Origin of the sequence: Solibacillus sp. FSL H8-0523 (assembly GCF_038051985.1) — a bacterium.
Lineage (GTDB): Bacteria > Bacillota > Bacilli > Bacillales_A > Planococcaceae > Solibacillus.
Map to the genome: position 1 here is coordinate 3,832,028 of NZ_CP150291.1, position 22,653 is coordinate 3,854,680.

The following is a 22,653-nucleotide window of genomic DNA, read 5'->3' on the forward strand; positions in this document are numbered from 1 at the left end:
TCATAAATTGTGGTTAAGTCCTCGACCGATTAGTATTCGTCAGCTCCACACATCACTGCGCTTCCACCTCGAACCTATCTACCTGATCGTCTTTCAGGGGTCTTACTTACTTGCGTAATGGGAAATCTCATCTTGAGGGGGGCTTCATGCTTAGATGCTTTCAGCACTTATCCCGTCCACACATAGCTACCCAGCGATGCTCTTGGCAGAACAACTGGTACACCAGCGGTGTGTCCATCCCGGTCCTCTCGTACTAAGGACAGCTCCTCTCAAATTTCCTACGCCCACGACGGATAGGGACCGAACTGTCTCACGACGTTCTGAACCCAGCTCGCGTACCGCTTTAATGGGCGAACAGCCCAACCCTTGGGACCGACTACAGCCCCAGGATGCGATGAGCCGACATCGAGGTGCCAAACCTCCCCGTCGATGTGGACTCTTGGGGGAGATAAGCCTGTTATCCCCGGGGTAGCTTTTATCCGTTGAGCGATGGCCCTTCCATGCGGAACCACCGGATCACTAAGCCCGTCTTTCGACCCTGCTCGACTTGTAGGTCTCGCAGTCAAGCTCCCTTATGCCTTTACACTCTACGAATGATTTCCAACCATTCTGAGGGAACCTTTGGGCGCCTCCGTTACTCTTTAGGAGGCGACCGCCCCAGTCAAACTGTCCGCCTGACACTGTCTCCTACCCCGCTAAGGGGCATGGGTTAGAAGTTCAATACAACCAGGGTAGTATCCCACTGACGCCTCCTCCGAAGCTGGCGCTCCGGGATCTCTGGCTCCTACCTATCCTGTACAAGTTGTACCAAAATTCAATATCAGGCTACAGTAAAGCTCCACGGGGTCTTTCCGTCCTGTCGCGGGTAACCTGCATCTTCACAGGTACTATAATTTCACCGAGTCTCTCGTTGAGACAGTGCCCAGATCGTTACGCCTTTCGTGCGGGTCGGAACTTACCCGACAAGGAATTTCGCTACCTTAGGACCGTTATAGTTACGGCCGCCGTTTACTGGGGCTTCAATTCGCAGCTTCGCTTGCGCTAACCACTCCTCTTAACCTTCCAGCACCGGGCAGGCGTCAGCCCCTATACGTCACCTTACGGTTTTGCAGAGACCTGTGTTTTTGCTAAACAGTCGCCTGGGCCTATTCACTGCGGCTCTCTCACGCTTGCACGCTAACAGAGCACCCCTTCTCCCGAAGTTACGGGGTCATTTTGCCGAGTTCCTTAACGAGAGTTCTCTCGCACACCTTAGGATTCTCTCCTCGACTACCTGTGTCGGTTTGCGGTACGGGCACCTCTCACCTCGATAGAGGCTTTTCTTGGCAGTGTGAAATCAGGAACTTCGTCCATACGGACTCGTCATCACAGCTCAATGTTAAAGTATGCGGATTTGCCTACATACACACCTTACTGCTTGAACACGCGCAACCAACGGCGTGCTTACCCTATCCTACTGCGTCCCCCCATTTCTCAAACGGTGAGGAGGTGGTACAGGAATATCAACCTGTTGTCCATCGCCTACGCCTATCGGCCTCGGCTTAGGTCCCGACTAACCCTGAGCGGACGAGCCTTCCTCAGGAAACCTTAGTCATACGGTGGACGGGATTCTCACCCGTCTTTCGCTACTCATACCGGCATTCTCACTTCTAAGCGCTCCACCAGTCCTTCCGGTCTGACTTCAACGCCCTTAGAACGCTCTCCTACCACGCATCCATACGGATGCATCCACAGCTTCGGTGAATCGTTTAGCCCCGATACATTTTCGGCGCAGCGTCACTCGACCAGTGAGCTATTACGCACTCTTTAAATGATGGCTGCTTCTAAGCCAACATCCTGGTTGTCTAAGCAACGCCACATCCTTTTCCACTTAACGATTACTTTGGGACCTTAGCTGGTGGTCTGGGCTGTTTCCCTCTTGACTACGGATCTTATCACTCGCAGTCTGACTCCCGTGTATAAATATCTGGCATTCGGAGTTTGTCTGAATTCGGTAAAGCGAGATGCCCCCCTAGTCCAAACAGTGCTCTACCTCCAGTATTCTCAATCACGAGGCTAGCCCTAAAGCTATTTCGGAGAGAACCAGCTATCTCCAGGTTCGATTGGAATTTCTCCGCTACCCACACCTCATCCCCGCACTTTTCAACGTGCGTGGGTTCGGGCCTCCAGTAAGTGTTACCTCACCTTCACCCTGGACATGGGTAGATCACCTGGTTTCGGGTCTACGACCACGTACTAATTCGCCCTATTCAGACTCGCTTTCGCTGCGGCTCCGTCTTCTCAACTTAACCTCGCACGTAATCGTAACTCGCCGGTTCATTCTACAAAAGGCACGCTATCACCCATTAACGGGCTCTAACTACTTGTAGGCACACGGTTTCAGGATCTATTTCACTCCCCTTCCGGGGTGCTTTTCACCTTTCCCTCACGGTACTGGTTCACTATCGGTCACTAGGTAGTATTTAGCCTTGGGAGATGGTCCTCCCGGATTCCGACGGAATTTCACGTGTTCCGCCGTACTCAGGATCCACTCAGGAGGGAATAACTTTTGGGCTACAGGGCTTTTACCTTATTTTGCGGACCTTTCCAAGTCGCTTCGCCTAAATCATTCTTTTGTAACTCCGTATTGAGTGTCCTACAACCCCAAAGAGCAAGCTCTTTGGTTTGGGCTCTTCCCGTTTCGCTCGCCGCTACTCAGGGAATCGAATTTTCTTTCTGTTCCTGCAGGTACTTAGATGTTTCAGTTCCCTGCGTCTGTCTCAAACACGCTATGAATTCACGTGAGTGTACTATCCGATTAAAGATAGTGGGTTCCCCCATTCGGAAATCCCCGGATCAAAGCTTACTTACAGCTCCCCGAGGCATATCGGTGTTAGTGCCGTCCTTCATCGACTCCTAGTGCCAAGGCATCCACCGTGCGCCCTTATTAACTTAACCAAAAGTTAAACTTAAATCAAAAGATTTAAGATTTTAAGGATATTGCACGACCAATTTCTTGATCTATTGTTTGTTTATTACTTATCAATGTCGTTTTATCCAGTTTTCAAAGAACAAGACAACTACACTGAACCACTTCGTGATTCGCTTCGTTGACTTTGCTTCATGCAGTCTTGCGACGATAGCGCAGCGACAGGAGCAAAGGTTTTATTTTTGAAGTATCTCATTCAATTAAGAATGAACCTTCAAAACTGAACAGCAAACGTTAATGAGTATCTTTCCCATGGAAAGATTTCCGAAATAATCCTTAGAAAGGAGGTGATCCAGCCGCACCTTCCGATACGGCTACCTTGTTACGACTTCACCCCAATCATCTATCCCACCTTCGGCGGCTGGCTCCATAAAGGTTACCTCACCGACTTCGGGTGTTACAAACTCTCGTGGTGTGACGGGCGGTGTGTACAAGGCCCGGGAACGTATTCACCGTGGCATGCTGATCCACGATTACTAGCGATTCCGGCTTCATGTAGGCGAGTTGCAGCCTACAATCCGAACTGAGAACGATTTTATCGGATTAGCTCCCCCTCGCGGGTTGGCAACCGTTTGTATCGTCCATTGTAGCACGTGTGTAGCCCAGGTCATAAGGGGCATGATGATTTGACGTCATCCCCACCTTCCTCCGGTTTATCACCGGCAGTCTCCTTAGAGTGCCCAACTAAATGATGGCAACTAAGAACAAGGGTTGCGCTCGTTGCGGGACTTAACCCAACATCTCACGACACGAGCTGACGACAACCATGCACCACCTGTCACCGTTGTCCCCGAAGGGAAAACTGTATCTCTACAGTGGTCAATGGGATGTCAAGACCTGGTAAGGTTCTTCGCGTTGCTTCGAATTAAACCACATGCTCCACCGCTTGTGCGGGCCCCCGTCAATTCCTTTGAGTTTCAGTCTTGCGACCGTACTCCCCAGGCGGAGTGCTTAATGCGTTAGCTGCAGCACTGAGGGGCGGAAACCCCCCAACACTTAGCACTCATCGTTTACGGCGTGGACTACCAGGGTATCTAATCCTGTTTGCTCCCCACGCTTTCGCGCCTCAGTGTCAGTTACAGACCAGATAGTCGCCTTCGCCACTGGTGTTCCTCCAAATCTCTACGCATTTCACCGCTACACTTGGAATTCCACTATCCTCTTCTGCACTCAAGTTCCCCAGTTTCCAATGACCCTCCCCGGTTGAGCCGGGGGCTTTCACATCAGACTTAAGGAACCACCTGCGCGCGCTTTACGCCCAATAATTCCGGACAACGCTTGCCACCTACGTATTACCGCGGCTGCTGGCACGTAGTTAGCCGTGGCTTTCTAACAAGGTACCGTCAAGGTAGCGCCAGTTACTACGCTACTTGTTCTTCCCTTGCAACAGAGTTTTACGAACCGAAATCCTTCTTCACTCACGCGGCGTTGCTCCATCAGACTTTCGTCCATTGTGGAAGATTCCCTACTGCTGCCTCCCGTAGGAGTCTGGGCCGTGTCTCAGTCCCAGTGTGGCCGATCACCCTCTCAGGTCGGCTACGCATCGTTGCCTTGGTGAGCCGTTACCTCACCAACTAGCTAATGCGCCGCGGGTCCATCCTATAGTGATAGCCGAAACCATCTTTCAACTTCAAAACATGTGTTTCGAAGTATTATCCGGTATTAGCTCCGGTTTCCCGAAGTTATCCCAGTCTATAGGGTAGGTTACCCACGTGTTACTCACCCGTCCGCCGCTAAATCAGAGAGAAGCAAGCTTCTCTAATCATTCGCTCGACTTGCATGTATTAGGCACGCCGCCAGCGTTCGTCCTGAGCCAGGATCAAACTCTCCATAATAGTTAGTTTGAAAGCTCATTTGCTTTGCTAGCGATCCAACTAATTAAAGTTGAAATCTATTGTTTGTTTCATTTAAGAAACTTGTTTTTCATTAACGTTGCTTGTTCAGTTTTCAAGGTTCATGTTGTTGTCGTTTGTGACAACTTTTATATCTTATCATTTTTAAAATGTTATGTCAACACTTTATTTTAAATGATTTTTTCGAAATTGTTTGTCGTTCTTAACGACTCTTATAATATTACCTCATTCATTTCTGAATGTCAACAGCTTTTTTAAAACTGGAGCGGGTGATCGGAATCGAACCGACAACATCAGCTTGGAAGGCTGAGGTTTTACCACTAAACTACACCCGCATATTAAATTACTATGGTGCGGCCGAGAGGACTTGAACCTCCACGGGGTTGCCCCCACTAGGCCCTCAACCTAGCGCGTATGCCATTCCGCCACGACCGCTTCATCCGACTTTTCTCATTATATACAACTTTGAGATTTTTTGTCAATATGAAACTGGTGAGCCATGAAGGATTCGAACCTTCGACCCTCTGATTAAAAGTCAGATGCTCTACCAACTGAGCTAATGGCTCTTGAAAATGGCTGGGGAACCTGGATTCGAACCAGGGCATGACGGAATCAAAATCCGTTGCCTTACCGCTTGGCTATACCCCAATAATGGCGGTCCCGACCGGGATCGAACCGGCGATCTCCTGCGTGACAGGCAGGCATGTTAACCGCTACACCACGGGACCATAAGTAAACACTATAAAATTAAGTGGTGACCCGTACGGGATTCGAACCCGTGTTACCGCCGTGAAAGGGCGGTGTCTTAACCACTTGACCAACGGGCCAATGAATGGCTCCGAAGGCAGGACTCGAACCTGCGACCTGCCGGTTAACAGCCGGATGCTCTACCAACTGAGCTACTTCGGAATAATCTCTTCATTTTGTCGACGTCATCTTGTCGACTTTTATTATTATAGGTGCCGACCTATCAATCGTCAACACTTTTTAGTGATTTTTTTCGAAGAAAAAATCCCTTCCTATATAATAGCATTTTCACTTTTATTGCGATAAGAGGTATTTTCCCCAAAAACACTTATATCAAACCTCTTACATGAAATTAAATTTCACTTTCTACAAATCGAATTTTCCCCTTACAAATACTACAACAGTATTTCCGGACATCCATTTTTCGTTTACGCTTATAGCTTTGCCCACAATTTTCACAACGGTAATAATGAATTACGCCTTTTTTCTTTACCTTAACAGGCACTTCAATACGCGAACAGAATCTCGGCGCACCTACTCGCTTCAATAGGTTCCTAAAGTCTGCATCACGATGTTGATAACCCATCCCTAAAATATGTAGGTGATAATGGCACAACTCATGCAATATGATTCCCCTTAACTCTTCTATCCCAAAATGATTGTATAACTTTTTATTTAATTCGATATTGTGACTGCTTAATAAATAACGCCCACCTGTCGACTTCAACCTACTATTAAAATATGCTTTATGTACAAAAGGACGATTAAAATATTGAAGTGATAATTGTTCAACTAATTGCTGTGCTTGTTCATCTGTCATTTCTTTCACTCCGTTTTTACAAAATAAAAAAGCACACGAACGAATCCATGTACTTTTTATTATAATAAATTTCACTTTGTTTTACACGCTAGGTTGTGCTACTGGCGGTAACATCGTTAAGGAGATACGTCCTTTATTCGCTTCTACCTTTTCTACCCAAACTGTTACGATATCACCTAAGGCCACGACGTCTAATGGATGCTTGACGCGAGCTTTTTGCAATTTTGAAATATGCACTAGCCCGTCTTGCTTGACGCCAATATCAACGAACGCCCCAAAGTCTACTACGTTACGAACCGTTCCTTGTAGTTCCATACCTACTTGTAAGTCTTCCATTTTTAAAACATCCGTTTTTAATAACGGCTGAGGAAAGGCATCACGTGGATCTCGGGATGGTTTCATTAATGTATCCACAATATCTTTTAACGTCACTTCACCTACATTAAGTGTCGTACTTAATTCCGCTAAACTTAGCTGACCAATTGCTTGTTCTGCCTTTGGTGTGCCCACATCTTTTTTCACTAATCCAGCCGCTTCTAAAATAGCTTCAGCTAATTTATAGCTTTCTGGGTGAATACCTGTTGCATCTAGTGGATTTTTCGCCTCTGGAATACGTAAGAAACCGATTGCCTGCTCGTATGTTTTTGCGCCTAATCTCGGGATTTTTTTCAGTTGAGCGCGTGATGTGAATGGACCATTTTCACCGCGCATCGTTACGATGTTTTCTGCAACTGTTTTTGATAAGCCCGATACATATTGCAGTAGTGATGCGGATGCGGTGTTCACATTGACTCCTACTTGGTTAACCGCTGTTTCAACGATAAATGTTAGTGAGTCTGCTAATTGCTTTTGTGATACGTCATGCTGATATTGGCCAACACCGACTGCTTTTGGTTCGATTTTCACTAATTCTGATAGCGGATCTTGCAAGCGACGGGCAATAGACACCGCGCTACGCTGCTCTACTTGTAAATCAGGGAATTCCGCACGTGCGACATCGGATGCAGAGTAAACAGATGCACCAGCTTCGTTTACAATTACGTACGCAGCCTCACCCTCTACTTCTTTTAAAATTTCTGCAATAAATTGCTCCGTCTCACGTGAAGCCGTACCGTTACCAATGGCGATGATGCTTATTGGATATTTCTTTAATAACGATTTAATCGTTTCCTTCGATTTTGTTGTATCCGATGTTGTATGCGGGTAAATAACCCCGATTTCAATCATCTTCCCTGTTTCATCAACAACTGCTAATTTACAGCCCGTACGATAAGCTGGGTCTACCCCAAGTACGACTTTCCCGCGCATTGGCGGCTGTAATAATAAATTACGTAAGTTTTCTGAGAAAATATGAATCGCTTGCGCTTCCCCTTTTGTCGTTAACTCTGATCGTAATTCATTTTCAATGGATGGCTTGATTAAGCGTTTGTAACTATCCGCAATGGCCAATTTCACCTGTTCAACAGAAGGTCCAACAAAATTTCTTGGAATAAAATGCAGTTCCATTTGCGAAACTGCTTTATCCACTGGCACATCAATTGCAGCACGTAAAATATCTTCCTTTTCACCACGATTTACAGCTAGCGTGCGGTGTGGTGCCATACGTGAAACCGGTTCTTCATACTCGTAATACATTTCGAATACTTGCTTTTCGTCTTTTTCTGCATTTTTTACAGATGTTACGAGCTTCCCTTCACGCCAAGAAAGCTTACGCAATTTCTCACGTACTGCTGCATCATCTGCAAAGTGCTCTGCTATAATATCACGTGCACCCGCTAAAGCCTCTTCAACAGTTGATACACCTTGTTCTTCATTTACATAACTAGCAGCTAACAATTCGACTGACTGCTTGCTAAATTTTAAAATGTGATCAGCTAACGGTTGTAACCCGCGTTCTTTGGCAATCGTTGCTTTCGTACGGCGCTTTTGCTTATACGGACGATATAAATCCTCTACTCGTTGTAGTACGGTTGCCGCTTGAATTGCTTGCTGTAACTCTTCTGTTAGTTTGCCCTGCTCGTCGATTAAGCGGATGACTTCTTCTTTTCTCGTTTCTAATTGTTGTATGTAGTGATAGCGATCTTCAATTGCTTTGATTTGTACTTCGTCTAGAGAACCAGTCGCTTCCTTACGGTAACGGGCAATAAACGGCACTGTATTTCCTTCTTCTAGTAATTCAATAACCGTTTGCGCCTGTTTTGCTTGTACATTTGTCTCTTGGGCAATCATTTGTAGCATTTTCTTTTGTTCCATTGTGCCACTCCTTTTGCGTTTGAACTTCTTTTAGTGTACCACTAACATTTCCTCGTTACTCTTACAAACTCGTATTTTTGCGTACAAAAAAAGAGCCCACTTCTAGTAGACTCCAAACTATTAAAGTGAAACGCCGCCACTCGATACGATAGTATCTTGTAATTTTTTTATCGCCTTACGCTGAATGCGTGAAACATGCATTTGCGAGATACCGAGTCGTTCGCCCGCTTCTTTTTGACTTAGCTGCTCTAAATAGGTTAATTGAATAATTTGATGCTCTCGTTCAGTTAATACATTCATTGCATCTGCTACAATCATACGACGGTTCGTTACCTCAAAACCGACATCCTCTTTACCAACGACATCAAATAACGTGACCGTGCTACCATCTGAATCAGATTCGATGGAATGATCCATCGATAACGCTTGGTAACTACGCCCCATCTCCATGGCCTCTAATACTTCTTCGTCTTGTACCTCTAAAAAATTTGCAATTTCACTAATGGATGGTGAGCGTTGCAATTCAGTTGTTAATGCCTCTACTGCCGATTTAATACGTGGACCTAATTCCTTAATACGTCTTGGAACATGAACATCCCATGTTTTATCACGTAAAAAGCGTTTAATTTCCCCGACAATCGTTGGCACAGCAAATGCTTCAAAACTCCTGCCAAATGAGGGGTCAAATCGACGAATTGCACCTAATAAGCCTAGCATACCTACTTGTACAATATCATCATAATACGATTTACCATGAGAATATTTACGAGCAATCGATTCGACTAATTGTTGATAGTGAATGACTAAATTCGTTTGCGCTTCTTCACTCGCATGCCCTTGATAGTCAGCAATCCAATCTAGTACTTCTTCTTTTGATGAATTTCTAGGTAGTGATTCTTTCGACATTCCCCTTCACCTGCTCTCTCGAGACATACTTTGTCATGAAAACAGTTACGCCTCCTTCATTATTTAACTTCACTTCATCCATTAAAGTTTCCATTAAATAAATCCCTAATCCACCTTCACGTAAAAGTGCTACATTTTCATTTTCATGGTAAGGACCGATTTTCGATTTTACTTCTTCAAAGTTAAAGCTAACACCGTAATCCGCCACCATGATTTCGATTTTATCATCGAAAAGCGCACAGCCAATAACAACCTCTCCGCTATCGTCTTCCTTGTAAGCATGATGAACAACATTTGTTACTGCTTCACTTGTGGCAATTTTCAAATCTTCTATTTCATCGTAAGTGAATCCAACACGTACAGCTAATCCCGAAATTGTTAAACGAATGACACTAACATACTGCGGCTTAGCCGGCACTCGAATTTCGATATAATCAAATGCTCTCATCATTTCAACTCCAATTCCTCGTTGGTTTCAATACTCATTAATTCACTTAATCCTGTAATTTCGAATAATCTTACTAAACGATTCGATAAATTCACTAATTTTAGTGATGCATTTTCTCGTATTACTTTTTTATAAAACGCTACAAAAATCCCTAAGCCTGTACTATCCATGTAATTTACCTTTGATAGATCAAGTTCAATTTCACGCCCTTCTACAATGTGTACTGTTTCTAACTCTTCACGCAAAATAGGGGCTGTAAATGTATCAATTTCACCCTCAATATAACCTCTTAGAACACTACCATCTTCTCTAAATTGAACATTAACATTCATTTCCAGACACCTCCGTATACTAAACTATATTAAGTTTCCCTTTATTGCTTGTACCTAAACACTTTTAAACTATTTTTTGAAAATAACTACAGTAAAGTCGTCTTCCAAATCAAAGTCTGGCATTGCCTTCAAATAGGTATACATTCTTTCACACATTTCTTGCGCTGTTAGATGGCTATAGCTTAATGCGAGATCTTTTATAACATCCCGTGGATCGAGATCCCCTTGCTTACGAAAATCCGTTACACCGTCCGTAATCATTAAAATAAAATCATTATCTTCTAGTTCAATTTCATGCTGTGGGTATTTAACTTCAGGCATTACGCCTAACAATAGCCCTTTCGATTCCAAGTCATAGAATGTTTGCTCACGTGCCTTGTAATAAATAGCCGGTTCGTGCCCGGCAGAGCCGTACGTAAACAAATTATCTTCCATATCGTACGTTCCGTAAAACATCGATACAAACATGCTATCATCTACACTTTTTTCAATGATGCGATTTAACACTTCTAAAATATAAGATGGATCATTTGTTGCATACTCTAATGTATCAAGCCCATATTTCACCATCGACATGCAAAGTGCAGCGGGAACACCCTTGCCAACAACATCGGTAACCGCTACACTAACATAGTTTTCATCATCGCTTAAAAAATGTACGTAGTCTCCATTCATTTTGCGAATAGGAATCGATACCATCCCTACATCGATTGCATTTATTTTTGGAATTGTTGTACGAAGAATCATGTCTTGAATTTTCGTTGCAACATTCATTTCAACCCGTAACTCTTCTTGCTGCTCTAACAGACTTTCATGCTCTTTAAGCGTTAGCCCGAAATGCACCATAATTTCGATTAGGAAATCGTAGCTGTTTGAAACCTCTCTCGATAAATTCGGATAAATCTGCTCAAGTGCATGCTTATGAATATTAATTACTTCCTCAGGTGTAACTTTCTTCTGAATAAGTTGTCGAATAAAGTTTTGCCCAATATACAAATTTCGTTCTGTTTGATTTGCTAAGTAGTCTGCTAATATTTTATGATATTGGATTTGTAATTCTTTCAAGTATAATCACTTCCTACTGCACCCATTTTTCAATCACAACCAACGTGCCTTCCCCTATAGATGATTGAATATCCATCTTATCCATCAACCGTTTGACACCAGGAAGTCCCGCGCCTAAGCCGCCAGACGTAGAATAACCGTCTTCCATCACCTTTTTTAAATTATTAATGCCTGGCCCTTTGTCAGCCGCAATAATGCGTATACCTACTTTACTTCCATCTCGAATACGTTCTAGTACAATTTCACCCGCGCGTGCATATAAATATATGTTTCGAGCTAATTCGCTAATTGCCGTCGTAATTCGAGCTTGGTCTACCGCACCAAAACCTATCGCTTTCGCTTCGTCCCTACCTAATTGGCGTGCAGCTACAATATCCCATTCAGTTATAATTTCTACGGTAGATCTGATTTCCATCATAGCGCCTCCAAATCTTTTAAAATCATTCACTTGAATAGTTTATTTTTTCTGAATTGTACATCAATTATAGCAAAATACGATGTTTTTTTGTTAATTCTACGAAAATAAAATAAATTAACATTAATATACAATTTATAGACTTTATTCTAATTCATCCTAAACTTTTTTACACTAGATAAGACTCACTTCTTGATCAGTTTCTCCTTAGCCATTGAATAAACTACGCCAACACATCTAATGTTTAACGAATTTTTACTTTTTAGCTATAAAAAAGCACCGAAACCAGATGTCTCGATGCTTTTTTTATGTATTAAAATTTTACAAGTCCTAAACTAATACCAAGTGCAATATCCACCTCATGCATTAATTTGGCATCAAGCTGTGTAATCCGATCTGTTAATCGAGATTTATCAATAGTACGCAATTGTTCAAGCAAAATTACTGAATCACGTTCAAACCCATACTTTTTCGCATCGATTTCAACATGTGTAGGCAATTTTGCTTTTTGAATTTGCGCAGTAATTGCAGCAATAATAACTGTTGGGCTAAAACGATTACCTATATCATTTTGAATAATAAGAACAGGTCTTGTACCACCCTGTTCAGACCCAATAACTGGTGATAAATCGGCAAAAAAAACGTCTCCACGTTTTACAATCAAATTGTCATCCCCCGCTTACGAGACGCTCCACCATATGTTCTGCCTCATACTCTGCATGTAAGCACTCACTGCAAATTGTCAGATTAATTTGCGACATTTCCACATAGCCCTTCATTAAAGCTTCCCGTATTTGATTTGGTTGCATATGCTTTGTATATTCTTTAGTAGCTAAATACGTGATTACTTCGTTCCCATCCGTATTCCTACCAAATGTTCTTTCAAATTGTGCAATTAACTCATTTGGAATATTAATTACTACTTCTTCTACTTCTACAATTTCTTTTGCGTACAAAACAAGCACCTCCACCGTCCATACCATTTCTAATTCATTCTAACATTGAATGTTCGCAAAGAAAAGACAAGAAAACAAAAAAACTGACAATTCTCGCGACGGAAACAGAATATTACGTGGAGGTACTTATTATAATCTACATTTCACATAAATCACATCTTATTTATATACTCTTGGAACTCGAGCCGTAATGACACAAGGTACTTCATAATTAATTGTTTCTAACTTGTTGGCCCAATCATCCATTGTAATTTCCTGTTGGCCTTGCTTACCAATCAATACAACAGGCTCTCCCACATTATATGCTTTCGGAAGTAAAATCATACTTTGATCCATACAAATTCGACCAATAATTTTCGCACGCTCGCCACCTACAAGTACCTCTTGCCCGCTTAACTTACGAATCATCCCATCTGCGTAGCCAATAGGAATTGTTCCAATGTATACGTCTTCGTTTGCGGTAAACAGAGCACCATAACCAACTGATTGTCCCGCCTCTAGTTTCTTTACGTGTACAAGCTCTGTTTGTAACGAAAAGGCTGGTTGAATCGGAAATGGTAAAATTTCGCCGACATATGAAGAAGGAGTTAACCCATACATCGAAATCCCAAATCGTACGGCATCATACTGTAAGGATGTGTCTTTTACTAATGCCGTTGCGGTATTTGCCACATGAACAAGTCTAGGCTTTGTAGGTAACGCCCCTAAAAGCTCCTTAAATAGGTATACTTGGTTGTCAAAGTACAACGTATCTTCTTCATCTGCTGTTGCGAAATGTGTGAAAATACCGTCAAGAATAAACTGTGATGTGGCTGCAATGGCTTCGTATAGTGCTTGTAACTCTTCTTTTGTTGTCACACCAATGCGCCCCATGCCGGAATCAATTTTAATATGCACCTTTACGGATTGCGGAAGTGGTGAATACGCATTCGCATGGTTGATCCAATCTGCAGAAAAAACAGTCAGGGTAATATTTTCTTTGGAAGCGTATGGAATAAAGTTTAGTGGTGTTGCTCCTAATATTAAAATATCGATATCGGGAAAGTTAGTTCTCATATGTACAGCTTCATCAGGTGTTGCAACGGCAAGCATTGTTGCTCCTGCTCGAATTGCTGCTTTTGCTACTTCAATATCACCATGGCCATATGCATTGGCCTTCACTACAGCAATGATTTGTACGTCTGGTTGCAGATGTTTGCGCAGTGAGCTAATGTTAGATGCAATTGCTTGTAAATCAATTACTGCTTTTGTAGGTCGATAATTCGTTTGAATACACATTTTTATTTTTACCCTCTTTTTGTAAGTTTAAACATAAGTTACAAATTACTTCATACTGCCCTCTTGGACACTTGCTGCTACTTCTAATAATTCTTCTCTTGTAAGCTCTGTCGATGCAATGAAAAACGACATACCATCTTTATCCCACTGAATTGAATTTTCTGTAATGGCACCGATAGTATACCCTAAATCAGCTGGATCTCCAGAAGAAAATACAGGTAATACACTTTCATTATAACGTATTGGCTGTTGCATCAATGTAAACGGCTTCTCTCCATCAAACGTTAAAATGACGCGCGAGTTCCCTTCTTCCTTTACTTCTAGTTCTTCCGTTAATTTCGTATGCGCCCAGTCCATTGTTGGATAGTGTACTCGAAACTCGGTGTTAACTATATCGGCACTTGCCGCCTTTTTTTCTTCATTTTCTGAAAATTTTTCTACAGCATATTCCTCTGCCTTATGTTGTACACCTAATTTAATATCCTTAAAAAGAATTACCACTTGCTCTTGTAACGCTTCATCCAGCACCGTTACCTTTGTTGGTAGCATTGTTTTTTTGTTAATAGCAATTTGTTGAACCGGAAGTGCAGTACGGTCCACATTACGCGTTGCAAGTTCAAACACAAAATTTTCTTCATCTTCGGTCATCACAGCATTTTTATCTGCAAGTAAGTCTTCCGCTAATGTACCAATCAAGTAGCCCTGGCTATTTTGCTTTGGCCATTCACTTTGAAACTTATGTGTTTTTCGTAGTGCTGGTGTCACCACAAAAACCCCTTCTTCATTTCGAACGATTAACTGTTGCTCTGTTTCTCCTTGTGGATTCACTGATACCCGGTAATAATCCGGCTTCGTATGCCACACGTTTACATCATAAGCTCTTGGTTCACCACCTGTACGTACTTCCATCGACGCTGTTAGTTCATAACCTTTTGTGTCGCTCCACTTTTTATTCACATCTTCAATGACTTCTTCCTGTGTTGCTTTGCCACACGCTGCTAACAATAGACAACATGCGACAAGTACGAGCAATCGAATTTTCAACGCTCCACCCTTTCTTTTCATCTGATTTCGATAACCTAACATATGAAAAGAACAGGCCATGTATGTATTACTGCATTAAGATTACTTGCGCTGCTGCCGTTGTTTTCGTATGCGTAATCGAAATAAAACCATTTACAAGTTCGCCGTCAAAATAGAGTACAGGCTTTCCAATCTCATCTTTTAAAATTTCAATTTGCTGGAGTTCGCAATCTTTTCCGATACCTGTTCCATTTGCTTTTGAATAGGCTTCCTTTGCTGCAAATCGGCCTGCTAAAAATTCTACTTTACGCGCATGTGAGAGCGTTTCAAAAATCTGCTGCTCTTTTTCGGTTAAAATACGCTCGATAAATCGCTTTGAGCGCAGCATCATTTTTTCAATACGCTCTAACTCTACTAAATCCAATCCGATTCCTTTAATCATATGAAGGCTCTCCCTTTCTTTTGCACATTATTCCAATGTATAATAAGTGTAATTCTTTTTTAGGACGTAATCGAGGTGGAATATGTTTATTCGCAGAGAAAATTTTAAACAATACATTACGCTATATCCTGTAGTGTCGTCAATTATGGCTATTAACTTTATTGTTTTTTTACTGACGTTAATCCCTGGTTTCGGTACATGGCTTTTATATACGGGTGCGAGCGTAAATGGGTTGATCGCTGAAGGCGAATGGTGGCGCGTCGTTACCTCTATGTTTTTACATGCAGGCTTTACACATGTCCTTTTTAATATGTTCTCGTTATTTTTATTTGGACCTGAGCTTGAAAAAATTGCAGGTAAAATGCGCTTTTTAACGATTTACTTTTTAACGGGCATTTTTGGTGTTGCTGCGACGTATTTAACGCAAGACGCAGGCTATGCAAGCGTTGGTGCAAGTGGTGCTTTATACGGGATATTCGGTGCATTCGCTGCACTTGTTTACTACACGAGACATTTATTCCCGCAGCTCAAGCAAATTATCTTACCGCTAATCGTAGTTAGTGTCTTTATGACATTTATTACTCCAAACATTAATATTGCTGCACATTTAGGTGGGCTCATTGCTGGTTTCGTTTTAGGTATTGTCTACTTCAATCCAAAAAACATGCTACGTTGGCGCAAAAAAAATATCACACGTGTAAAATAGTAAAAACGACCGCTCTCTTGCTTAATGAGAGCGGTCGTTTTTATTGTTCATACCAACCTAAAATTCGTTCTACTTCTTGTTGTTCAACATGACGCACACTTGCTGATGCCCCGGTCATACCTGACATCACAATGATTTTCGCTGTTCCAATTTCACGGCGTTTTTGGAAATAGGTTTGACGGCCTTGTGTAACTTGAATACGCTTTTTCATCGCAAAAAATGTTACACGGCTAATCATGCGTGATTGTATCATAATTTGGTGATCAAATAATGTGTAGCCTGTTGTTTTAAACTGCCATTTGCCTAACAAAAGAATTGGTACAACAAGTAGCAGTGACAATAGTCCGTACGGATAAAAGAAGTACGAAACAAGTCCAATCAGCGGGACAAGCCATACAAAATCAATACGATAGAAAAATGGCTGCGCTTTTTTCGGTGGTACGACTTGAGGCATTAACGTAAAATCGTAATCTGGAAATAGCGCACTTAGTGGGGCAAGTGCCTCTTTTTTCGCGATGAGTGGGAATAAAATAATTTTTTTATCCGCTTCCCCACTAAAACCGCCCCCCGCACTTTCCACTGCAACTGAAGCAAGCCCTAGTAGCTGTTGGAATGGATTTTCTACAATTTTAATCGCCTGTACACGGTTTAACGGAATGGTTACACGCTTTTTTTCAATGAGGCCACGTGTAATAATTAAACGTTCCTGCTCTTTTGAGACAGTGAAATTATAATAATTTAAGAATGTTAATCCAACAGAAATCACCCACGTTAGTAAGAGTCCTAACGCAATTAAAATGGCCACTACAACAAAACTATACTTCATTAAAAAAGCGAGCTCATCATAAATGGAATCGAACGGAATAAACTCTGCAAACTGCGAAACAACCGCAAACACCCCTGCAAGTACCACACCGATTCCACTTGAAGTTGTCGCTAGTAAAAGTAGCTCAGGAACTTTCATTTTATGAATAAATGTCGAGGGTGGTGTTTCTTCTATAGATTGTTGCTCGGACTCTTCGATTGGTTGTTGTTTTTGCTTTGCACGCTTCATACGCTGCTCAACTTCGTCAGCTGCCACACGTGTTACCGCTGTTAGTTCTGCTTCCGGCTTTCCGTTCTTACTTCCAGCCGTTTCTACCTGTACTTCTACTAACTTAAAGATACGATGAAAAATACCCTCTTTGTAATTTAAATTTTGAATACGGTCAAACGGAATATAACGTTTCTTTTTCACAAATAACCCATACTCGACACGCAGTTCGCTCTCTTCAAACCAGTAAACAAACGTCCACCATTTAATTAGTCCACTAAATATCGTCCAAAGTAAAATAACAACTAAAAATAACAGTGGCACCATTTCACCAAAAAAATCCTCGCTGCGATAATCTAAATTAATGTTCCCACCATTCGCCACTAGGATAATGACAATCGGAATAAGTAAGTCTTTTAATGCTTTGACAACGTGTATAATCGCCGCAATGGGATGAAGTTTAAATTTCTCATTAGACATCATCTTCCGCCACCCTTGCTAATTCGGAAATTTTCATTCGTAATAAATCTGCGTCTTCAATTTCCAACATCGGTATTGTATGCGTCGTTGCTGCTGATGAAATCGAGATATTCGCTAAATTATATTTTTTTAAAATCGGTCCTTGTTCTGTATCAACATGCTGTACGCGCACCATAGGGATCAATGTACGCGTTACTACGAATAACCCACTTTGAATTTCTATTTCCTGCTCACGTACTTCATAACGCCAAATTTTCCAGCGAATGCTTGGAAAAAGAATAATGGAACAAATAATTGATAAAATGACGACGGTAATCATCGTCCATTGAATCCAAATTGGCCAATCAAACTTCATTGTTAAAAATACGGCTCCTGCTGCTACTAAAGCCAAAAATATCGTCTGGAAAAAGCCGTACAAACGCCAAACAGTTATTGCTTTTTTTGGTAATTGATATTGTGGTTGTGCTCTCATCGTTTTACACCTCGTTTTCTCTAGTTTATTCTACGGACGAAGACGCATAATTGTTTCGTTTTTATCATACTATATCTAATTTACACTTACCGAAACTTTACCAATACTTTATTTTTATGCTCATCACCATAATATGGGATTGATTTTTCACTTTGATGAATTGTTGTGCAGATTCAATTAGAACATTTTCAAATCATTCAAAAGAGGCACATCCGAATTAGTTGAAGCCTCGCCCTCAGAAAAGCGTCCCCGTATTGGTGATGAGCCATTTTTATGTAAAAAAACACACCAGCGAAAATTCGCTGATGTGTTAAAGTTTTAAAATTAGTCTTCGCGACGTTGACGAGGACGACGATCACGAGACGCTGAAGGTGAACCTTCACGACGTCCGCCAGCGCTAGCGCCTTCACGACGGCCAGTATCACGGCGTTCGCCACCGCGACCACCTGCTGATTGACCACCTTCACGACGACGATCTCCGCCACCACGATTACGGTCTCCGCCACGGCCTCCGCCGCCACCACGGTTACGATCATTACCACCACGGCCACGGCCACCGCCGCCTCCGCCACCAGAACGACGCATTGGTAATGGACGCTCTTCAGATAATGATACTGGTGTAGCATCAGGCTCTTTTGTAACTGATTTAAGTGCTGCTGCAACTAAATCAAGTGCTTCATGTTTTTCTAATAATTGAGCAGCTAATTCACGATAGTTGCCTAAATCATTGTTTTGTACTAATCCCGCTAATGTTTGCACAGCATCTTCTTGTAAGCCTACTAAAGCTTCTTCAGATGTTGGTGGACGTAGAGGAGTCATACGTTTTTTCGTAGTTTCTTCTACGATACGTAAGTAACCCATTTCACGAGGTGTTACGAATGTTACTGCAACACCCGATTTACCTGCACGGCCTGTACGACCGATACGGTGAACGTAAGATTCTGGATCTTGTGGGATATCGAAGTTGTAAACGTGTGTTACACCTGAAATATCTAATCCACGAGCAGCTACGTCTGTTGCGATTAAGATGTCAATTTTACCTTCTTTAAATTGACGTAAAACAGAAATACGTTTCGCTTGAGAAAGGTCTCCGTGAATACCTTCTGCTAAGAAACCACGTAAGCCTAATGCTTGAGATAACTCATCAACACGACGTTTTGTACGGCCGAAGATGATTGCTAATTCTGGCTTTTGAGAATCTAATAAACGAGATAACGCATCGAATTTTTCACGATCTGTTGCTTTTACGAAGAATTGCTCAATGTTTTCCATTGTTAATTCTTTCGCTTGAATTTTTACGATTTCAGGATTTTTCATGAATGTTTCTGCAATTTTACGGATTGCTGAAGGCATTGTCGCTGAGAATAGTAAAGTTTGGCGATCAGATGGTACTGATTCTAAAATTGCGTTGATGTCGTCGATGAAGCCCATGTTTAACATTTCATCTGCTTCGTCTAATACTAACGTTTGAACTTCGTCTAATTTTAATGTACGACGGTTGATGTGATCTTGAATACGTCCTGGTGTACCAACAATAATTTGTGGGTTGTTTTTAAGAGCACGGATTTGACGTCCGATTTCTTGACCACCATAAACAGATAATAATTTCACACGTTTGTCATAACCTAATTTATAAAGTTCTTCTGATACTTGGATTGCTAATTCACGAGTTGGTGCAATTACTAAAGCTTGGATGTTTGGATTTTTAGGGTCGATTTTCTCGATTAATGGAATACCAAACGCTGCTGTCTTACCTGTACCAGTTTGCGCTTGACCTAATACGTCACGACCAGCCATTGCAAACGTAACTGTACCTTCTTGGATTGGTGTTGCTTCTTCAAATCCCATACGTTTAATTGAACGTAATGTAGACTCACTAATATTTAATTCTGAAAAATTTGTCAAACTCTTCAATCTCCTTTTTACTTATAAGTTGACAAATGGTTACATTTTCAGATGAAATGGCGGCAAATTTTCGAGCCATTATAAATGGAACGTTTCCGTTACTAAAAAATTATCTCTACAACGTAGAGTCTCTTATATGAAAGGAAAGCCCGGTCATTGCCGAGCGGTTCGATTCTACAGTTTCTTATATTGTTAGGCATATTTAAAAAATAGAATAAAACCGTTATCAAAAAAAAGCACTCTTCACCTAAATAGCTTGAAGAGTCTTTGCACAAAATGTATCCATTGCTCTACATAGTCTAACACGGGATTGATTGGTATGCAACGATTATGCTTACATGCTTGTTGAGTTATTAGATTTCCTTTAAGAAAATGAACACTTCTTGGAACCATTTTTCACAGTCGTCACTATAGCAAATATGATGTTTGCCATGCTTTGAGACGTATACTCTTTTGTCTGTCGATTGCAGTAAATTTTCTAAATAAGCTGCCGTTGAAAACGGGACAATCCCATCGAGCCTTCCTTGTACGATGAATGTCGGGCATGTGATATTTTTCATATAAGGTGCTGTTTTTTGCACAACACGTGTAAATTCTTTTGTCGCAGAAAGTGGAACATGTTTAAACTTAAATTTATAGCGTGCAAATAATTCGTTATCGGCTAATTCATGGCGCATAAAGTCCTCTGCCATGACGCGAATATCTTTTAAAAGCTGTGGGGGGCTCACATATTTTGCTGCCGCGCTCAGGAGAACGAGCTTTTTCACCCGATAACGAATTGCTAAATACATCGCAATCACACCCCCCATTGAAAAACCTACTACGATGACCTCATCTACTTTTTTCTTCAAATTACGATAAGCAATCTCCGCTTCCATCATCCAGTGCTCGGCCTTATAGCCTTTCATTGCTAGCTCTTCTGCTGCCCCGTGCCCAGAAAATGTGGGGATACTTAGCGTCCAATCTGTACGTGCTTTTATAAAATCTGCAAGGGGCTGCACTTCATAAGGGCCTCCTGAAAATCCATGTAAAAATAGTACACCTGTTGACATGATTCCACCTAAACTCTCGTTTTTATTAGTCACTTTATGTATTTTATTGTATCTTTTTTTACAAAAGAATCCCACAAAAAAGGCGACGGGATTAGCATCATACTAATCCCATCGCCGTCTTTTTATTCAGAAACACTTTCAATAATCGTTTCAAGCTTCATGCCACGCGACCCTTTTACTAGGATTAGCGTATCGTTCGTTGCATACTGCTTAATTGTGTTGATAATCGGCGCATAGTCTGTTTCTGCATGCAGAATGTGCCCATGTGCAAACTGTGGCTGTAATTTGTCATATAACCATTTCATACGCGTGCCATATAGACAAACATAATTTACTTTTTTAACATCGATATGCGTGGCAATTTCTTCGTGCATTTGCTGTTCGTCATCACCAAGTTCCAGCATATCGCCAAGCACAAGCCATTTATCCGCGCGAATCGTTGACTGATTCACAAATTGAATCGCGGCATGCATGCTTGTTGGGGCAGCATTGTAGGCATCGTTAATAAATAATAAATCCCCTATTGGAATGAGCTGCATACGCATATCTGTTAGCACAACTTGCTTTAATGCCGCGCGAATTTGTTCGTCTGTTAAACCAAGCGCTTTACTTACGAGCATCGTGTTTAACGTATTTTTTACTTGGTGCTCCCCTAGTACTGAAATGAAGAAGTCCCCAGTGATCGCACCTTCTACATGGAAGCTACTACCATCAGCTGTTGCCTCTATATTTGATGCTACTAAATCAAGACCTACTGTAAAACCAACTGATTGCGTTTTTAAATTTGCTTCTTTCGCGACAAGATTTTGTAGTAACGGCTCATCCCCATCAAAGAATAAAACACCTGTTTCATCTAAGCCTTTAATGATTTCAAACTTTGCTTGTGCGATGCCTTCACGTGAACCTAAATCTTGCATATGCGCTTCACCGATATTCGTTATAAGCGCATAATGTGGGCGTGCGAGCTTCGTTAAAAACTCAATTTCACCAAATCCGCTCATACCCATTTCTAATACTGAAATTTCTGTATCCTCATCGAGCTGTAAAATCGTAATCGGTAAGCCTAGCTGATTGTTAAAATTACCGATTGTTTTTTGTACTTTATAATACGGTGCCAGTGCGCCCGCTAAAATATCTTTTGACGATGTTTTACCGTTTGAACCAGTAATTCCGATAAATGTCGCCTTGTGTTCATTACGGTATGCTTTTGCCATTTCTTGTAGCGCCATTTCAGGATCGTCTACAAAAATTAATGGGATATGCTGTGGTGGGTTTGGTTCGTCATTCATCCATAACGCCGCCGCTGCACCTTTTTCAAATGCCTGCTCAACAAAGCGGTGGCCATTTACCGCTTCACCACGAAATGGAATAAATAAATCACCTTGTTGAATGGTACGCGTATCAATTGAAACACCCGTTACGAGCGTCTCTGGAAATGCTTGATTGTCAATGTGTAGCCAGTCTGCTAGCTGTTGTAAATTCTTCTTCACGGTCTACCC

18 protein-coding genes, 7 tRNA genes and 2 rRNA genes are annotated in these 22,653 nt (G+C 41.8%); 1 reads left to right on the plus strand and 26 read right to left on the minus strand.

Annotation, left to right across the window (positions count from 1 at the left end):
• Nucleotides 1–9 precede the first annotated feature (9 nt).
• From NSQ62_RS19155 to acpS, 21 genes are all read right to left on the minus strand, one after another.
• Nucleotides 10–2,937 (minus strand): 23S ribosomal RNA (locus NSQ62_RS19155).
• A 311-nt stretch (nt 2,938–3,248) separates the two neighbouring features.
• A 16S ribosomal RNA gene (locus NSQ62_RS19160) occupies nt 3,249–4,803 on the minus strand.
• Together the 16S and 23S rRNA genes with 7 tRNA genes alongside form the textbook arrangement of a ribosomal RNA operon.
• Nucleotides 4,804–5,082: 279 nt before the next feature.
• Nucleotides 5,083–5,156: transfer RNA gene (locus NSQ62_RS19165), tRNA-Gly, on the minus strand.
• Nucleotides 5,157–5,170: 14 nt separating this feature from the next.
• A tRNA-Leu gene (locus NSQ62_RS19170) sits at nt 5,171–5,256 on the minus strand.
• Between the two features lie 55 nt (nt 5,257–5,311).
• Nucleotides 5,312–5,387, minus strand: a tRNA-Lys gene (locus tag NSQ62_RS19175).
• Nucleotides 5,388–5,394: 7 nt separating this feature from the next.
• A tRNA-Gln gene (locus tag NSQ62_RS19180) sits at nt 5,395–5,469 on the minus strand.
• Between the two features lie 4 nt (nt 5,470–5,473).
• Nucleotides 5,474–5,549: transfer RNA gene (locus NSQ62_RS19185), tRNA-Asp, on the minus strand.
• 24 nt (nt 5,550–5,573) lie between these two features.
• Nucleotides 5,574–5,648 (minus strand) — tRNA-Glu (locus tag NSQ62_RS19190).
• Nucleotides 5,649–5,654: 6 nt separating this feature from the next.
• Nucleotides 5,655–5,730: transfer RNA gene (locus NSQ62_RS19195), tRNA-Asn, on the minus strand.
• 190 nt (nt 5,731–5,920) lie between these two features.
• Nucleotides 5,921–6,388: a SprT family protein gene (locus NSQ62_RS19200; protein ID WP_341321656.1), complete on the minus strand. Its 468-nt coding sequence runs from the start codon at nt 6,386–6,388 to the stop codon at nt 5,921–5,923.
• Nucleotides 6,389–6,469: 81 nt separating this feature from the next.
• Nucleotides 6,470–8,641 carry a Tex family protein gene (locus NSQ62_RS19205; protein ID WP_341321657.1) on the minus strand — a complete coding sequence of 724 codons (2,172 nt, stop codon included), beginning with the start codon at nt 8,639–8,641 and terminating at the stop codon, nt 6,470–6,472.
• 120 nt (nt 8,642–8,761) lie between these two features.
• Nucleotides 8,762–9,547, minus strand: a complete 786-nt coding sequence (gene sigB / locus NSQ62_RS19210; protein ID WP_341321658.1) for an RNA polymerase sigma factor SigB — start codon at nt 9,545–9,547, stop codon at nt 8,762–8,764.
• A complete protein-coding gene (rsbW, locus tag NSQ62_RS19215; RefSeq protein ID WP_341323981.1) occupies nt 9,525–9,995 on the minus strand; it encodes an anti-sigma B factor RsbW in 471 nt (156 codons plus the stop codon). Before rsbW ends, sigB begins: the two co-directional genes overlap by 23 nt.
• Complete coding sequence (locus NSQ62_RS19220; protein WP_341321659.1) at nt 9,995–10,327, minus strand: STAS domain-containing protein; 333 nt, start codon at nt 10,325–10,327, stop codon at nt 9,995–9,997. Before NSQ62_RS19220 ends, rsbW begins: the two co-directional genes overlap by 1 nt.
• A 69-nt stretch (nt 10,328–10,396) precedes the next feature.
• Entirely contained in the window at nt 10,397–11,392 is a 996-nt protein-coding gene (locus NSQ62_RS19225) for a PP2C family protein-serine/threonine phosphatase (protein WP_341321660.1), read from the minus strand.
• 13 nt (nt 11,393–11,405) lie between these two features.
• A complete protein-coding gene (locus NSQ62_RS19230) occupies nt 11,406–11,807 on the minus strand; it encodes an anti-sigma regulatory factor (protein WP_341323982.1) in 402 nt (133 codons plus the stop codon).
• 313 nt (nt 11,808–12,120) lie between these two features.
• Nucleotides 12,121–12,471 carry a type II toxin-antitoxin system PemK/MazF family toxin gene (locus NSQ62_RS19235; RefSeq protein ID WP_341321661.1) on the minus strand — a complete coding sequence of 117 codons (351 nt, stop codon included), beginning with the start codon at nt 12,469–12,471 and terminating at the stop codon, nt 12,121–12,123.
• Nucleotides 12,472–12,475: 4 nt separating this feature from the next.
• Entirely contained in the window at nt 12,476–12,703 is a 228-nt protein-coding gene (locus NSQ62_RS19240) for a transcriptional regulator (RefSeq protein WP_341323983.1), read from the minus strand.
• Nucleotides 12,704–12,922: 219 nt separating this feature from the next.
• On the minus strand, nt 12,923–14,041 hold the full coding sequence (gene alr / locus NSQ62_RS19245; RefSeq protein ID WP_341321662.1) for an alanine racemase: 1,119 nt from the start codon (nt 14,039–14,041) through the stop codon (nt 12,923–12,925).
• A gap of 45 nt (nt 14,042–14,086) precedes the next feature.
• Nucleotides 14,087–15,085 (minus strand): outer membrane lipoprotein carrier protein LolA, encoded by a 999-nt coding sequence (locus NSQ62_RS19250; protein ID WP_341321663.1) that lies wholly within the window; start codon nt 15,083–15,085, stop codon nt 14,087–14,089.
• Nucleotides 15,086–15,152: 67 nt separating this feature from the next.
• Nucleotides 15,153–15,506 (minus strand): holo-ACP synthase, encoded by a 354-nt coding sequence (gene acpS, locus NSQ62_RS19255; protein WP_341321664.1) that lies wholly within the window; start codon nt 15,504–15,506, stop codon nt 15,153–15,155.
• Between the two features lie 82 nt (nt 15,507–15,588).
• Here acpS and NSQ62_RS19260 point away from each other — a divergent pair, with 82 nt between their 5' ends.
• Nucleotides 15,589–16,212 carry a rhomboid family intramembrane serine protease gene (locus NSQ62_RS19260; protein ID WP_341321665.1) on the plus strand — a complete coding sequence of 208 codons (624 nt, stop codon included), beginning with the start codon at nt 15,589–15,591 and terminating at the stop codon, nt 16,210–16,212.
• A gap of 40 nt (nt 16,213–16,252) precedes the next feature.
• On the opposite strand, the gene NSQ62_RS19265 is transcribed toward NSQ62_RS19260, so the two are convergent.
• The 5 genes from NSQ62_RS19265 to murF all read right to left on the minus strand — a co-directional run bounded on the left by NSQ62_RS19265 (nt 16,253) and on the right by murF (nt 22,644).
• Complete coding sequence (locus tag NSQ62_RS19265) at nt 16,253–17,728, minus strand: PH domain-containing protein (protein ID WP_341321666.1); 1,476 nt, start codon at nt 17,726–17,728, stop codon at nt 16,253–16,255.
• Complete coding sequence (locus tag NSQ62_RS19270; protein WP_341321667.1) at nt 17,718–18,197, minus strand: PH domain-containing protein; 480 nt, start codon at nt 18,195–18,197, stop codon at nt 17,718–17,720. Before NSQ62_RS19270 ends, NSQ62_RS19265 begins: the two co-directional genes overlap by 11 nt.
• Before the next feature lie 324 nt (nt 18,198–18,521).
• On the minus strand, nt 18,522–20,102 hold the full coding sequence (locus tag NSQ62_RS19275; RefSeq protein ID WP_341321668.1) for a DEAD/DEAH box helicase: 1,581 nt from the start codon (nt 20,100–20,102) through the stop codon (nt 18,522–18,524).
• Between the two features lie 353 nt (nt 20,103–20,455).
• Nucleotides 20,456–21,154 carry an alpha/beta fold hydrolase gene (locus NSQ62_RS19280; protein ID WP_341321669.1) on the minus strand — a complete coding sequence of 233 codons (699 nt, stop codon included), beginning with the start codon at nt 21,152–21,154 and terminating at the stop codon, nt 20,456–20,458.
• 122 nt (nt 21,155–21,276) lie between these two features.
• A complete protein-coding gene (gene murF / locus NSQ62_RS19285; RefSeq protein WP_341321670.1) occupies nt 21,277–22,644 on the minus strand; it encodes a UDP-N-acetylmuramoyl-tripeptide--D-alanyl-D-alanine ligase in 1,368 nt (455 codons plus the stop codon).
• Between the last annotated feature and the right edge of the window lie 9 nt (nt 22,645–22,653).

Excerpts from the sequence above, each read along its gene's own strand:
- NSQ62_RS19200 (WP_341321656.1), bottom strand. The coding sequence starts at position 6,388 with ATGACAGATGAACAAGCACAGCAATTAGTTGAACAATTATCACTTCAA.
- NSQ62_RS19205 (WP_341321657.1), bottom strand. The coding sequence starts at position 8,641 with ATGGAACAAAAGAAAATGCTACAAATGATTGCCCAAGAGACAAATGTA.
- sigB (WP_341321658.1), bottom strand. The coding sequence starts at position 9,547 with ATGTCGAAAGAATCACTACCTAGAAATTCATCAAAAGAAGAAGTACTA.
- rsbW (WP_341323981.1), bottom strand. The coding sequence starts at position 9,995 with ATGAGAGCATTTGATTATATCGAAATTCGAGTGCCGGCTAAGCCGCAG.
- NSQ62_RS19220 (WP_341321659.1), bottom strand. The coding sequence starts at position 10,327 with ATGAATGTTAATGTTCAATTTAGAGAAGATGGTAGTGTTCTAAGAGGT.
- NSQ62_RS19230 (WP_341323982.1), bottom strand. The coding sequence starts at position 11,807 with ATGGAAATCAGATCTACCGTAGAAATTATAACTGAATGGGATATTGTA.
- alr (WP_341321662.1), bottom strand. The coding sequence starts at position 14,041 with ATGTGTATTCAAACGAATTATCGACCTACAAAAGCAGTAATTGATTTA.
- acpS (WP_341321664.1), bottom strand. The coding sequence starts at position 15,506 with ATGATTAAAGGAATCGGATTGGATTTAGTAGAGTTAGAGCGTATTGAA.
- NSQ62_RS19260 (WP_341321665.1), top strand. The coding sequence starts at position 15,589 with ATGTTTATTCGCAGAGAAAATTTTAAACAATACATTACGCTATATCCT.
- NSQ62_RS19265 (WP_341321666.1), bottom strand. The coding sequence starts at position 17,728 with ATGATGTCTAATGAGAAATTTAAACTTCATCCCATTGCGGCGATTATA.
- NSQ62_RS19270 (WP_341321667.1), bottom strand. The coding sequence starts at position 18,197 with ATGAGAGCACAACCACAATATCAATTACCAAAAAAAGCAATAACTGTT.
- NSQ62_RS19280 (WP_341321669.1), bottom strand. The coding sequence starts at position 21,154 with ATGTCAACAGGTGTACTATTTTTACATGGATTTTCAGGAGGCCCTTAT.